Genomic DNA, 15,230 nt, shown 5'->3' on the forward strand with positions numbered 1-15,230 from the left:
CCCGCCCGACGCGGACCGGCGGCGACCGATCCCGACCGTCTCTCACCCGAACGACGTTTGTTGGAATTGGCAGATTCAACTAACATTGTAAATCTATTTATCTGTGTTGGGGTGTTAACTTCGCCCAGTATAGACTTTTGGGGAGAATATCCGGAAGCTCTATTTACATTGCTAAACAAAAGTCGGTATGGAGTACGACGACATCGGACGCGGACCTGAAGTCGCCGACGCCGTCAGGGAGTTCGTCGACGAGACGGTGCTCCCGGTCGAGCGCGAGTGGCTCGGCCGGGGACCAGTCCCGCCGGCGGAGATCGAGGCGCTGCGCGACGTCGCACGCGACAGGGGGATCTACGCGCCGCAGGTCGACGAGGCCTACGGCGGGCTCGGGCTCGGCTTCCGCGAGATGCTGCCCGTGTTCGAGGAGGCGGGGCGGAGCCTGCTCGGCCCGACCGCGCTCCGGTGTGCGGCGCCGGACGAGGGGAACATGCACACCCTCGAGATCGCGGCCACGGACGACCAGAAGAAGCGCTGGCTCCGCCCGCTCGCGGCCGGCGAGATCGACTCCGGGTTCGCGATGACCGAGCCGATGGAGGGCGGGGGGTCTGACCCAAAGATGCTGGCGACAACCGCCGAGAAGGACGGTGACGAGTGGGTCATCGACGGGCACAAGTGGTGGACGACGGGCGGACTCGACGCCGACGTCCTCCTGACGTTCGCGCGGACGGACCAAGAGGCGCACCCGTACGCGGGCTGTTCGGTCATCCTCGTGCCCGCCGACGCCGACGGTGTCGAGATCGTCCGGAACATCCCGCACCTCGGCGAGGGGCTGGTGGGGACGACGCACGCCGAGATACGGTTCGATAACGTCCGGGTCCCGGTCGAGAACACGCTCGGCGAGGAGAACGAGGGGTTCACCCTGGTACAGCGGCGGCTCGGCCCCGCCCGGCTCACCCACTGTATGCGGTACGCCGGGATGGCCGACCGCGCGCTCGACATCGCGACCGCCTACCTCTCCGAGCGGGAGGGGTTCGGCGAACCGCTCTCGGAGAAGCAGGGGCCGCGGTTCCGGATCGCCGACCGCCGGACCGAGCTCCACGCCGCCCGCACGATGGTCAGACACGCCGCCGGCCGGATCGCCGACGGCCACGAGGCGCGCATCGAGGTGGCGATGGCAAAAACGTTCGCGGCGAACGTGACGCAGGAGGCGATCGACGACGCCCTCCAGTTCTGCGGCGGGAACGGGATCGCCTACGACCTGCCGATCGCGCGCTTCCACGAGAACGTCCGGCAGTTCCGGATCGTCGACGGCGCCGACGAGGTCCACCGGCGGTCGATCGCTAGGGACGCCTTCGAGGACCCGCCGACGGAGGAGTTAGAAACCGTCACGCGCTTTGGCGAGTTCGACTGAGCCGACGGTCGCGGTCGGCGGTCACGCTCCGTCATCGTCCTCCTGAAACACCTCGAACAGCTCGGGGTCGGTCCCGAACTTGAGGACGTTCGTCACGACGGAGTTACGGAGGTTGGCGATAAGCTCGCCGTACTCCTTGTAGAAGTTGTGGATCCACTTCGACTCCTGTTCGCGGTCTTTGAACATCATGATGGTCTTCCACTGGTAGTCGCCGTCGGAGAGAAAGTACATGAACGTGTGGCGGCTCGACTGGATGTGTTCGAGCGCGTCCCGCCAGTTGTCATCAAACCCCTCGGGGTTGAACTGGAACTCGAACAGCGAGAAGAAGAGCTGCTCCTCGTTGGGGACGAGCGCCTCGCGGAACACGCCGTCCTCGCGCATCCGCCGGATCGACTCGCTGACCGTCACGTGAGAGACGTCGATGTCGTGCTCCGCTTCGAGGAGGTCCCGGAGCTTCCGGGAGGTGAGCTGCGGGTCGCGCGCGAGTTCCTGGAGGATGATCGTGTCCCGCTCGGAGAGGTTCCAGTTGGGACGCGGCTGTTTCTCGGGCATTCCCTCCGTGTAAGTGGACGCGTCACGGTAATCAGTATTTGGGCCGCGGCCTCCGTCGGTCCGGAAGCGGGCCCGCGCCGCGAGTCACGGACGCACGTAACGCACATCGTCGAGGTAGAAATCTCGATAGAACTGTCCGAAGTCGACGTACTGGTGCCAGCCGTTCGGGAGCGAGATAAGATCGTGACGAGCGAGCGTCTCGAAAAAACGCTCCGAGAAGTCGGCGTTTCGCCCAGTCAGCCAGCTTTTGGCAAACTCGCGGTAGACGCCGATCTGATCGCGAGCCGAACATTCGCCGGCGAGTGGGTTCTGCGGACGCAGTTCCGACAGGTGTCGCTCGTGGCGGTTTCCGGGATCCTGAACGAGGAAGACGATGTCCGGATGGTCAGTCTCCCAGTCATAGTAGAACGTGTATGAAAGTCGCCGGTTGACCTCCTCTCGGGGAGGAAAGTCTGTATCAGAGAGAACCGTCTCGACGCTACCGATGGCCGTCTGCTGTAGCTCTCGGAGCGTCGGCTCCGTTGGCTCGTCGATCTCCGATAGGGGCTTGTGAGCGGTCGTTTCGTCCATCTTCTTTATTAGGTCTCGTACGTGCTAATTGAGAGTTCAGATTGTCCAATTAATACAAATGTCTATAACTGAGATTGAGATAACCAGCTCAGGACGGTTTGCTCAGCATCGTCGACATCTGAGATCAAATTCGCCCCACCGAGGAGATTTTTCACACTCTCACCCGTTACAGCCGGTTCTACACCAGTCGCTTGTTTGGCTTCGGCGACCTGACTACTTCGGGTAACAGACAATCCACTCTCTCCGCGCTGACCACAGACGAACTCCACATTATCGACTTCTGCTGGGGCAGCTTCGCGGACGGGCGCGTCGAATAGTGGATCACCAAGTAGGAGCAGCCGAATCGGCGGGAACTGCTCAGCAATCTCTGCGTTGAACGTCACAACAGAGATATGAAGAGAGACCGTTATTAATTAGTGAACATACACTACTATGTTTGGGATTTCTATACATTGTATTTGACTAGCGATTGAAATAATACATTTAGACAGTATCTGGCGTTAGGAATTCAAACCAGCGCGTTCATGTTAACTGATTGAATAAATTGTTTCATTAAAAAATAATTTATAGCTTGAACAAATCAGGTATAAGCATACGCGTATGAGAGAGCAACAGGTCGGGATCTGGTGTAAGAGAGGAACAAAAATCACAATATCAATCATATTACTAATTTTGTTAATATCGGCTGGTGTCATGACGACACCGGCAGAAGCAGCGGATGAAGATGTCAAGATCGGAGTTGTTGTAGGTGACGGTCCGCAGTACGACAATAATGAAACTGTCACTCTTTGGATGGGTGCTGTGGATACGTCCGTAACACCATCATCCGGAGTAGCAAACAAAGAGCTCACCGTCACAGTCCGCAGTGATTCAACGAGCCAGCAGATTCTAAATCGCACCATACGTACTAACAGTTCTGGAGTTGCAATTCTTGATGTTAATATGTCAAATTATTCTAACGGAGAATACTTTGTTACCGTTGAGTCAGCAACACAGCGTACGTTTGCTAGTTTCACTGCTGGACGAACAGTTAACGGCGTCAATTTTCCGAGACCCGCATTTGTGAATAAGCAGACGAACTTCACGTTTCACGCTCAAAATGCGGCAAAACCGGTTGAAAATATCACACGTACAGTTAATATAGAGGGACCGGACGGTACTGTTGAAAGCAAGACCGTCACTACCGGGTCGGATGGATTTGCGACAGTTCCGTTTACTCCGTCTGAGCCTGGTGATTACAGAATCACCGATCAGAACTCAGAAATCTCTGAGCAAGTCACAGCCACCGAGTACGTCGCCAAGTTGGCTCTTGAGTATGATGTCGACAATCAACCTAGTGGAGATAAGGTGGAATTCGGTGGATACCTGTATGATCAATCGGGGTTGGCGGCTAACAAAGATCTCCGGATTAGGGTAATTAACCGCGATAACGACTCAACAGCCGCAACAATAGAGACAGCAACAAACCAAGTTGGCCTGTTTACAGCTGAGTGGGAAGCACCGAATAAACAGGCTGACTACCGGTTAGTAGGACAGACTGACGATGGAAGTAAGGTGGTTGTACAGGATTCATTATTCGAACTTACTGAACCGACCGGTGCAACACAGGCCGATGGAGTCACGGTTGAAACGGACGTTAGAGCAACCTCGTCCGAAACGAATATTGTCTCACCAAGTGGGACAGCGGTTGTTGAAGTGGAGGCTGAACAGAACGGAGCACCACTTGCTGAAGAGGATATTGAGGTAAGCGTTGGGCTGAGGGATTATGACGTCGATGTGCCGCTGAAGCAGTTCACTCTCACGACAAATAATCAAGGCGTCGCCCGACAGGAATTCACTGTTCCGGAGAGTATCCCGCCCGGGACAAGAGTAAGCCCAAATGCCGCATTAGAATACAACGGCAACGTCTACACCGATGACGGATTTGGGGTCGATGTTCAGGAGTTTGAAGTTGACCTACAAGGAGAATTTGGCCTTGTTGCCGGTGAAACACAGAATATCACATTTACTGCGACGGATCCGAACGGTATTGGGGTAGCTGGTGTCCCCGTCTCGGTTGCGCTCCAAAGCCAACAATCGTTCGAGATTGTCAACACAACTGCGACGCGAACCGGTCCCGATGGGACGGCGACTTCGAGGATTACTCTCCCTGAAAAAGTTGGGACAACTGTGCCAGGGGTAGGGGGCGATATATTCATAAATGATATTCATCCGTACCGGTCGGCTAATGTTGTCGGTAGTGGACAGACTCAACAGCAGGAGCCTGGTGATGTTGACCTCACACTAAATAGACAAGAAGTATCTGCGGGAGAACAACTCTCGATAGACTTTGAGACAAGCGATGGCAATACGACGGCAATTGCAGTTCTAAGCGGTGGTGACGAGTATATCCGATATGATGTCGGACGGGAGAGCGAGCAACTACAATTAACCGTACCTGAGAATGCTGCGAGTTCGGACTATGACGTGATGATTTTGGCTATTGATGACCGCGGTGAGTTCTACACTCGCTGGGAATCTATTGATGTCGATCCCGATACCGATGTTGTGACATTTACTACCTCCTCTGCGACACCGACAGTGGGGGAGCAGGTTACATTTGATGCGTCGGCGAGTAGCATGGATGGAACTATCACCGAGTATCGCTGGAAATTCGGTGACGGAACCACCGCAAATAGCAGCTCGCCCATTACGAATCATACTTACTCTACAGAGGGAACATACGAGATCTCTCTCACAGCCTTCAACGAGAGCGGCGCGACTGAATCAGCCATCCGAGAGCTATCTGTCGACTCAGACGGTGGGGCCGAGCCGGCAATAGAGGTGAATTTGACCGTGACGCCACGTCCGGCTCCGGTCGGTTCGAATGTTACGCTGAATGCAACGACCACTCAACAAGTAGACCAATATGAATGGAGCGTGTCCCCGGTAAACAACTCAACCATTACGACATCAGTTCCGGAACTGAATCTGACGGGGACCGACATCGCACCTGGGACTTACGAGTTTACCGTCACCGCTGTCGATGCTGACGAGACGAATGCGACGACAATAAAGAACGTTACTTTCGTAGATAACGAGGCGCCGGCAGCGCGGTTGAGCGTTCCTGACTCAGTTCCGGTTGATGACACAGTGACGTTGAACGCTACTGGGAGCACCGACAACGTGGGAATAGTTGAGTACGAGTGGGTTATCAGCTCTGGAAACGACACTATCACTGAAAAATATACTATCAGTCCAAACATTACTTTGTCCAGTTCTACTCTTAATAAGACAGGCAATTATACCGCGTCTATTACAGTATTCGATCGGAGTAGAAATCAAAACACAACGTCTGACTCGTTCACGGTGAGCAACACAACCGGATTCGAGACAACTGGGATCCGAGGCCCGGTGAGCGTCAGTCTTGGTGACCGTTTCTCCGCGTCGGTGACACTCACTAACCAAGACTCCAACACGACTACTGAGTCAGTAACGCTCGGAATTGACCGCGACAAAGACGGGACACTTGAGCCTATCGAGTCGCGGAACATCACTCTTGACGGTGGTGAGACGACGACAATCGGTTCGACTGCGGATTCGCCCCCGGAGACAGGGACGTACACCTATGGTATTCTCACCTCGAACGATCGGATTGAGAAGCAGTTGACTGTCGTTGACGCAGAGTTCACGACTGCGGTCTCAACCGGGGACCCACATCTAGTTACCTTCGATGGGTTCGAGTATGATTTCCAAGCGGCCGGCGAGTACGTCTTGGTTCGTGAGCCGAATGGGTCACTAGAAATTCAGGCCCGACAGGAGCCAAGCGAGTTCAGCCGATCCGTAACGATCAATACAGGCGTTGCGACGACTGTCGACGGCCATATAATCGTCATCGATGCGACCGATGACGCACCGGTCACGATTGACGGATCGACAGTCCAGATCGAAGAGTCAGAAACGGTCTCTGTCGGAAACGGGACCGTTACTCGCGATGGTAACAGTGTTCGAGTTGTCTACCCCGGAGAAGACGATGAGGCCGGGAGAAGTGATGAGTATCTGATTGCTGACCTGTTCGAGGACCGTCTGGACATCGAGGTGAATCTCGACGCTAGCCGCACGAAAGAGGTGGAAGGCCTGTTCGGAGATCTCGACGAGAACAGCGGGAATGATATCGCATACCCGAACGGGACGACGGTTTCCACGTCATCAGACCCCGATCTGTTGTACGGGGCGTATCGCGACGCTTGGCGGGTCAACAACGAGTCGACGCTGTTCGTGTATGACGGTGACAACGGACCAGAGACGTACTTCGATCCGGCCGTCCCAGAGGACGTATTAACCGTTGATGATCTTGACGCGGAGGATCGAGCAGCGGCGGAAGAGCGTGCCGAGAACGCCGGACTCGAACCTGATACAGCTGCGTTCAGGAACGCTGTTATCGACTATGCCATCACTGGGGACGACAGTTTCCTCGTATCAGCTCAGCAGCAAAACACTACTACCACGATCAACGAAACCTCAGATTCGACGGAAGCGTCCTCTGTCACAATCGGGGAAGTACGGGGACCACAGACCGCCAGTACCGACAGTTCACTTTCGGTCTCTGTAACGTTGAGTAACCAAGCGGTAGCAAATGCTACCGAACAGGTCGTCTTCGGCGTCGACACCGATCAAGACGGCACACTCGAATCCGTGGACTCCCGTGATGTTACGATTCCGGCGGGAGACAACACGACCGTTGGTTTCGCAGCCGCTCCCGAACTTGAGACTGGGACATACACGTACGGCGTCTCCGTCGCAAGCGCCTCTCGCACGCAACAATTGGAAGTAGTGGCGCAGGACTTCGCCACGGCCGTTTCGACCGGCGACCCACACCTCGTCACGTTCGACGGGGTCGCCTACGATTACATGGCGGCTGGAGAGTACACACTCGTGCGCGAGCCGACGGGATCGCTCGAGATCCAGGCCCGTCAAGAGCCAGTCGAGCGCAGCGATTCCGTGACCATAAATACGGCACTCGCGACCACGCTCGACAGTCAGTCGGTCGTCATCGACGCGACCGACTCGACGCCCGTCCAGGTCGACGGGACACCGACTCCGATCGAAGACGGGGACGCGGTCGCCGTCGGCAACGGGACCATCGAGCGCACTGGAAGCAGCTACGTGATCGTCTATCCGGGCGAAGACGGCGAGCCGGACCCGACCGACGAGCGGGTTATCGTTGATATGTTCGATAACCGGATCGACATCGAGGTCCGACTTGATCCCGATCGCAGCACGCCCGTTGAAGGGCTTCTCGGAGACGTCGACGGAAACAGTTCGAACGACATCACGTTCGCGAACGGCATCGTCGTGTCGAATCCGTCAGATTCCAACGCGCTGTACGGTCCGTTCCGCGATGACTGGCGGGTTACCGAGAACACGACGCTGTTCGAGTACGAGGGTGATAACGGGCCGGAGACCTACTACAATCCGGCGATTCCACGTGGTAGTTTCACGGTCAATGATATCGATCCGAGCACGCGTGCTGAGGCAGAGGAGCTCGCGGCAGACGCAGGGCTCACGCCGGGCACGTCGGCCTACCGGAACGCGCTCGTCGATTATGCGTTGACTGGTGACGAGAGTTACTTCTCCTCGGCACAACAGCAGAACGCCAGTACCGATGTCAACGAGACAATCACGCCGAACCGGCCACCCGAACTGAACGGGTCGAATACGCTGTCGGTGACCGCCAAGAACGCGAGCGGTGAAATCGTTGCCGGGGCCGAAATCAAACTCTACAACGAGAGCTTCGTGATCCTCGACAGTCGACAGGCCAATCAGAGCGGTGCCGCGTCGTGGTCCACGCTGACCGCCGGCGAGTACAACGTCGAATTGTACGGGCCAGAGGGTGCCTTCTGGGGCGGTACAACCGTTACAGTGGACGCTAACGGCGCAAGCACGACGGTTCGGCGGACGGCTCCGCGGTTGTCACGGGTCGCACTTGACGGCGACGAGAACGGCGAGGGCGGCTTCTACGGCGGCCGCCCAGTTGCGATCGGTCCGGTAGTTCAGAACGACGGGCCCGAACGACCTGTGCGGGTGCGGATCCAAGTGGATACGAACAACGACGACTCCGCGGAGAAGAACGTTACTCGGGGAGGGGTTGGAACGAAAATTTCTGCCGGTGAAACTGGATCCTACGGCTACGAGTACGACTCATCGATGAACGGAATCAAGAAAGTCCGTATCCTGACAGAATCGCGTATAAATAATGAATGGATTTTAACTGACAAAACTAGCTGGTCGACAAAATTTGAAACTGAGAATAATATTATCAGCTATAATACGACAGATAGTGAGTTTAACAATTTGACTACTTTCGATGATAATACTATATACGCATTTGCGGAACCATCGCTACCGTCTGGAACACAGTCATCTAGCTACACTACACCAGCTGTACAAAATTCGCCTACTCCGACTAATCAATTTAGCTCTGTAGGGCAGTACCCTTGGAGTGCAATAGGGGCGATCGCGAAGCAAAATTCATCAAAAGTCGGCTATTGCTCCGGAGTATTAGTTGAGGATAGACACGTTCTGACTGCTGCACACTGCGTTTATGACGATGAAAACGATACTCTTGAACCTCAAGTAACAAATGATAATATAGAATTTAGGACAAAGTATGACGGGAGAATAGGACAGCGAACAGGAGTACCGATTGTTAACATTCAGATATATAAAAAATATGCTAATTACGATAGGACTTTCGGTGGACTCCAAATAAAAGGGGATCAGACCAGAGATATTGCTATACTCACTTTAGAACAAAGAGTTGGGCCAGACGTAGGAACATTCGGTTACGAATTTCACGAACCTAACAGCAGAATATATTCCGAGGAAGTACATCTAACTGGGTACCCACAAAGTAGTCTTTCATTTGTCCCCGCCCCAGATAGGCAGATAGATCTCCCTGCAGATGGCGAAGGAACATCTGTTGCTCGAATTAAATTAGACTGCCAACTGAATAACAAATGCCACTTTGTGAATTTGCCTGGGCCAATTGAACCGAATATTCAAGGAGCTAGCGGTGGTCCTGTCTGGCACACTGGTCCGCAGGGATACCCGAGAGTTATATCGGTCGCCTCTACTTCTGGAGCCGTTGGTGATTCAATTGCAACTAGGATTTCTGAGCGTAAACACAATGACATCGGTATCATGATCGACAATGGTTATACACAGTCACCCGCCGACACTCCGGATCCAAAATTAGACTTACCTACCTCATTCGAGGGTGGTCATTCTGGCTCCGCCACCGGCGATCCACATCTCACCACCTACGACGGTGTCGCCTACGACTTCCAAGCCGCCGGCGAATTCATCCTCACGAACGACAGCGACGGCAACCCGTACGTCCAGGCGCGCCTCCGCCCGGTCGCCAGCCGCGACGTGAGCGTCATCTCGGCGGTCGCCACGCAACTCAACGGGACGACCGTCACCATTGACGCTCGCGACGAACAGATGCTAACGGTTGACGGCACGTCCCAGTCGCTCGAAACGGGCGAATCCCTGACCGTCGGCGACGGCGAGATCTTCCGCACGCCCGAGAAGTACATCGTCGTCTACCCCGGCGAAGACGGTGAAGTCGACGACGGTGACTCACGGCTGGAAGCGACCGTCGCGGGTAACCGCCTCGACGTGGTCGTCAAACCGAACCGGACCGCCGTCGATTCGATGACGGGGCTCCTCGGAAGCCCGGACGGAAATCCGAACAACGATCTCATGCGCGCGGACGGCACAACGCTGTCGACACAGCCGTCCTTCGAGGCACTGTACGGCCAGTACCGCGAGGACTACCGCGTCACCGCCGAGAACTCGCTGTTCGACTACGATGCTGGCGAGAGCGCGGCCGGGTTCTACGATCCGAACTATCCGTCCGAACAGGTCACCGTCGACGATCTTCCAGCAGACGACCGCGAAGCCGCAATCGAGGCGGCAACGAACGCCGGACTCGATCCCGGCACGGCTCACTTCCGTGACGCGGTGATCGACTACGCGCTCACTGAAGACCGGTCGTTCATCACGTCCGCCTCGAGAGCCGCAGACGAGACGGAGGTGACGACTGATGCGACGTCAACCGACATCGCGCTCACGGCACCCGAACTTACCGTCGAAAACGACTCGGAGCGAGTAGTGACCGAAGAACGGCCGCTAGACGTTACAGTCGCGGCTAGCCATCCCGATCCGGACAACGTTCGGGTCATTGTTGCGAACGGGACGGAGATTGTCTTCGAGGAGAACGTCAGCGGTACCTTCGACAGCGAGCAGACCGTCTCGTGGGACACGACTGCCGACGGTGAGGCGGTCGAGGACGGCGCGTACACGCTAGGTGTCATCGCAACCAGCGAAACCGGCGTCCGGAACGTCACCACGCGCGGCCTGCTCGTCGACAACACGGCTCCCTCTGTGACCCTCGAGACGAACGATACGTCGCTTAATGCGAGCGCTGACAACGCAACGATCACGTTCAGCTACAACGATACGATTTCAGGGGTTGCTACCGGGTCAGTGACCGTCCTCGAAGACGGCACCGAGGTAACGGAGTCGGCGCAGATCAACGCCAGCAGCACGCGATACGAACTCACTGGGCTGGAGCCAGGTAAGAGTCGTACAGTCGAGATACGGGTTGCCGACGAGGCGGGTCTGGTGACGAACCAAACGGTAACAGTCACAGTCGCTACCGGCGATGACGACAATAGTGGCGGGGATACCGTCACTGGTGGTGGTGGAGGTGGAGGCGGTGGTGGTAGCATCACTGATGAAACTGAGGTTGATTTCCCGATCATCGATGTTGAACCTACCGTCGTTGAGGAAACCGATATCGACGGGCGGACCGCTGCGTTCGAGGAGACAGGGGTCACTCGTGTCGGGTTCGAGGATACTACAGTGGGTTCGGTGACAGTCTCCGAATTCGGTGAGGTGCCAAACCAGACAGTTGCGGCGATCACTGACCGCATCGCTGGAGACGTCACAAGCGTCAACGGTACCTCCGAATTCGACTTTGTGACGGTTGTCGACATCTCACCGAGCTCGACCGTGCCCGAGCAGACATCCGCTACAGTCGAAATTGACGTACCTAGTGAACAGTTGGATGACCCAAGTAGCGCGGTAATCGTCCATCGGACTGATGACGGATGGGAGCAGCGAGAGACAACGGTTCAAGAGGTAAGTGATGGTACGGCTACTATCACTGCGCCCGTCGAGTCATTCTCACTCTTCGCTGTTATTGAGCCATCCGCTTCAGAAACGACCGCTGATGGGTCCTCGGGGACCGAACCTGATTCGACTGAATCTGGTGAAACGCAAACCTCTGAACCGTCCGAAACTGACGAGACATCGGCTACGACTGAACCCAGCGGATCCGGTATTCCAATAATCCCCGTTCTAATTGCTCTCGTAGCTGTGGTTGTTGCTACATTAGCGATACTCCGACGTCGGGATAGAACATAGCTAACGATTGGAAACGAATTTTGCGTTAGGGTTTCCGTTCGTACCTAGTTTTCTTCGACTACTCCTCTCGGTCAGTCTAAGCGACCCAAAGCAATTAGTACATATTTCGCGTACTATGGACTATGTCGAACGCCCCCGCCTCCGTTCAGCCACCGGACGCAGGGCACACCGCCCACCGGTTCTTCGCCATTCAGGAGCTACTGGGCATCCCAGAACTCGCGCGGTTCTACACGGACCTACTGATCAACACCTCAACGACAATCACGGCAGCCCGTGAGCGTCAGGAGTTCTCCAAGAGTACCGCGTACAAGTACGCCAATATGCTGGAGAAGTTGGGCGTCGCTGAGGAGCTGGACGAACACCAGGACGGCTCAGCACTCTGGCGTGCCGAACCCGTAAGTGGCGACTGGACCGATGAGATCACTCTTGAATTCGGCCCCGCCATCATCGCCGTCTACGGGGCAACAAGCGTTGACGACGATCTCGAACTCTACGTTGATCGGCATGGGAAGGCGGCGCTAGCACCGGCGGTGATGGGCACGATCAACTACCTGCAGGGCGAGACGACCCGTCGCGGTGTTGCCGACGACGTTGGTGTTCCCGCTGTCGAAGCCATTGCGGTCACGCAAGCAATCGAAAGAGTCCTTGTCGTCGTGAAGGACTCCGACCCGACACTCAGCGACGTTACGTTCGAGGTAAACGTCCACGAGCGAGCAATCGAGCGGGGGCCGTACGAGCGCGCCGATGAGTGAGGCCTATCCGTGGCCGTTCCCAACAGCCCTCCTTCTCGATGCGAGCTTCCTCCGAACCATCGGTGGCACTGAGAGTGACGCCTATCAGACCTTCATTCAGTACGTCAAAGCGGAGGACGTTCGGTTGTATCTGACTCCCGGGGTCGTGGAGGAGGTTTCGGAGCAACGAGGATACATCAGTATCGACTGGGTGGACCGGGCAGGATCGACCCTGAACACCTCCAAAGCCCCAGCCTCGTCGGTCGTGCGACTCGCGCCCTCTGGGCGCTCGCCGGCACGCGCCACCGCATCGTCTTATTTATAATGGGTCGGCGCTGTTACCGCTTTTCGCGGCCTCGACCCGGTCCGCCGTCAACTCCAGGGCCTCGGCCAGCGTTCTCGCTTGCGCGGGCGAGAGGTCGAACTCGTCGGCGTGGGCGGCGAGGTCGTCTATCTCCGTCCCGTCCAGTTCGACCGCCAGCGTGACCTGTTCGGGGTCCTCCCGCGGCGCGGTGACATTCACGACGCCGGGCGCGTCGGTTTCGAACTCGTGGCCGCGGGCGCGCCCGTCGACGAGGTCCAGCGTCGTGTATGCGTTGACGCGGAGCAGGCGATTCGGCATCGTCAGTCGTCCGCCGGCGTCGGCGGCGCGTCCTCCATCGCGTCGTCCTCGGCGTACGGGTACCATGTGCGCTTCGTGTTGTGCATCATCGGGTCCTCGTAGTCGGTCTCCTCCGGCTCTACGAGGGCGTCGAGCTCGTCCTCGTCGTGGCGGGCGACGAACGCCCGGAACGACTCGCCCTCGTCGCGCTCGGCGGCGAACGAGTCGATCAGGTTCGCGATCGCTCCGGGGACCTCGTCGACGGGCACGCGCTGGGTGACCCAGCGGGCGAACCCCGGGTTCTCCCCGAGCCCGCCGCCAAGACCCACGTCGAGCGCCTCGACCGGGTCGCCGTCCTTACGGGTCTTCATCCCGCGCAGGCTCACGTCGGCGATCTGCGGCTGCGCGCACGAGGCCGTACACCCGGAGAGGTGGACGTGGAACTCGTCGACGCCGTCAGGGAGGTCGACGTTCGCCTTCAGCCAGCGAGCGAACCGGACCTGCCGGTTCTTCGTCTCGACGATAGACAGCGAGCAGAACTCCGTGCCGGTACACGCGACCGAGCCGCGCATGAACGGCGACGGGTCGGGCGAGTAGTGGTCTAAGAGCGGCTCGTCGAGGAACCCGCCGAGGGCCTCGTCCGACACGTCGGTGACGATGACGTTCTGCCGCTGGGAGAGCCGGACCTCGCCGGAGCCGTACTCCGCCGCGAGGTCGGCCAGTTCGAGGACGTCGTCGGCCCCCATCCGCCCGACGAGCACGTTCAGCCCGACGAAGTTCCGGCCGTCTTTCTGGTCGTGGACGCCGATCAGGTCGTTGCGCTCGCCCTCGCCGGCGTTGTAGGTGTACTCCTCCCGAACGTCGCGGCCGGCGGTCGCAAGTTCGAAGTCGACGTATTCCTCCTGGAGCGTCTCGCGGACCTCCTCTTGACCCCACTCGTCGACGAGGAACTTCACGCGGGCGTTGTACCGGTCCTCGCGGTCGCCGTAGTCGCGGAACAGCGCGGAGAGCCCGCCGGCCACGTCTGGGACCCGCTCGGGAGGGACCCACACGTCGATGTCGCGGGCGAACCGCGGCTCGTTGCGCGCGAGCCCGCCCCCGACCCTGACGTTAAAGCCGACCGCGTCCTCGCTTTCGTCGCCGCCGCCCTCTCTCCCGCCTTCACCGCCGTCCCCGCCGACCGCCTTGTACGCCGGCTCGAAGGCGAGGTCGTTGATGTCGCCCTGTCCGGAGCCGTCGGCGGAGCCGGTGACGGACACCTTCCACTTGCGCGGGAGGTTCGTGTGGTCGTCGTTCCCCTTGAACCGCTCGTTGAGGTCGCGGATGACGGGCCACGCGTCGATCACCTCCTGCCCGTCCTTGCCCGCGACGGGGTTCCCGACGATGTTCCGCCACGAGTCCCCGCAGGCCTGCTGGGTCGAGAGCCCGTTCGCCTCCAGCTTCTCGAAGACCGCGGGCACGTCCGACAGCTCGATCCAGTGGAGCTGGATCGACTGACGGGTGGTGAAGTCGGCGTACGCGTCGCCGAAAATCGGGTTTGTACCGGGACCGCAGGCGTACTCGTCGGCTATCTCCCCGACGACGCGGAGCTGTCCCGGTTCAAGCACGCCGTTCGGGGTCCCGATCCGCAGCATGAAGTACCCCTCCTGTCCGTTCCGCTGGTGGTACAGGCCCCACCACTTGAACCGCTCGAACCACGCGTCCCGCTCGTCGTCAGGGATCGAGTCGTACCCCTCCTCGGCGAACTCAAACAGGCGGTCGCGCACCTCGTTGCCGTACACCTCCGATTTCCAGTTTTCGACGTCCGTCGGCATCGATCCGGCCTACAGCCGACATCCACATAGCTGACGGCGTGGCGTCAACGTTCCCCGGTGCCCCCTCGACGTGGCACGTG

At 57.9% G+C, this 15,230-nt stretch carries 8 protein-coding genes; 3 read left to right on the top strand and 5 right to left on the bottom strand.

Going from position 1 to position 15,230, the window contains the following annotated elements:
* Nucleotides 1-187: 187 nt before the first annotated feature.
* Nucleotides 188-1,408 carry an acyl-CoA dehydrogenase family protein gene (locus EXE50_RS12490; RefSeq protein WP_137705220.1) on the top strand — a complete coding sequence of 407 codons (1,221 nt, stop codon included), beginning with the start codon at nt 188-190 and terminating at the stop codon, nt 1,406-1,408.
* A gap of 21 nt (nt 1,409-1,429) precedes the next feature.
* On the opposite strand, the gene EXE50_RS12495 is transcribed toward EXE50_RS12490, so the two are convergent.
* From EXE50_RS12495 to EXE50_RS12505, 3 genes are all read right to left on the bottom strand, one after another.
* Nucleotides 1,430-1,960 carry an Lrp/AsnC family transcriptional regulator gene (locus EXE50_RS12495; protein WP_137705221.1) on the bottom strand — a complete coding sequence of 177 codons (531 nt, stop codon included), beginning with the start codon at nt 1,958-1,960 and terminating at the stop codon, nt 1,430-1,432.
* Nucleotides 1,961-2,044: 84 nt separating this feature from the next.
* On the bottom strand, nt 2,045-2,530 hold the full coding sequence (locus EXE50_RS12500) for a hypothetical protein (RefSeq protein ID WP_137705222.1): 486 nt from the start codon (nt 2,528-2,530) through the stop codon (nt 2,045-2,047).
* Nucleotides 2,531-2,592: 62 nt separating this feature from the next.
* Nucleotides 2,593-2,913, bottom strand: a complete 321-nt coding sequence (locus EXE50_RS12505; RefSeq protein WP_199241434.1) for a hypothetical protein — start codon at nt 2,911-2,913, stop codon at nt 2,593-2,595.
* Nucleotides 2,914-3,130: 217 nt separating this feature from the next.
* Here EXE50_RS12505 and EXE50_RS12510 point away from each other — a divergent pair, with 217 nt between their 5' ends.
* Entirely contained in the window at nt 3,131-12,004 is an 8,874-nt protein-coding gene (locus tag EXE50_RS12510) for a VWD domain-containing protein (protein ID WP_137705223.1), read from the top strand.
* Between the two features lie 122 nt (nt 12,005-12,126).
* The gene (locus EXE50_RS12515; RefSeq protein ID WP_199241435.1) at nt 12,127-12,756 is read left to right on the top strand and encodes a hypothetical protein; all 630 of its coding nucleotides are present in this window, start codon (nt 12,127-12,129) and stop codon (nt 12,754-12,756) included.
* A gap of 298 nt (nt 12,757-13,054) precedes the next feature.
* Here the strand turns inward: EXE50_RS12515 and EXE50_RS12525 are convergent, their stop codons facing one another.
* Both EXE50_RS12525 and EXE50_RS12530 read right to left on the bottom strand, forming a co-directional pair.
* Nucleotides 13,055-13,357, bottom strand: a complete 303-nt coding sequence (locus EXE50_RS12525) for a DUF6360 family protein (protein ID WP_137705224.1) — start codon at nt 13,355-13,357, stop codon at nt 13,055-13,057.
* A 2-nt stretch (nt 13,358-13,359) separates the two neighbouring features.
* Nucleotides 13,360-15,150: a nitrite/sulfite reductase gene (locus EXE50_RS12530; RefSeq protein WP_137705225.1), complete on the bottom strand. Its 1,791-nt coding sequence runs from the start codon at nt 15,148-15,150 to the stop codon at nt 13,360-13,362.
* Between the last annotated feature and the right edge of the window lie 80 nt (nt 15,151-15,230).

The sequence above is a fragment of the Halorubrum sp. ARQ200 genome, from assembly GCF_005435115.1.
Classification (GTDB): domain Archaea; phylum Halobacteriota; class Halobacteria; order Halobacteriales; family Haloferacaceae; genus Halorubrum; species Halorubrum tropicale.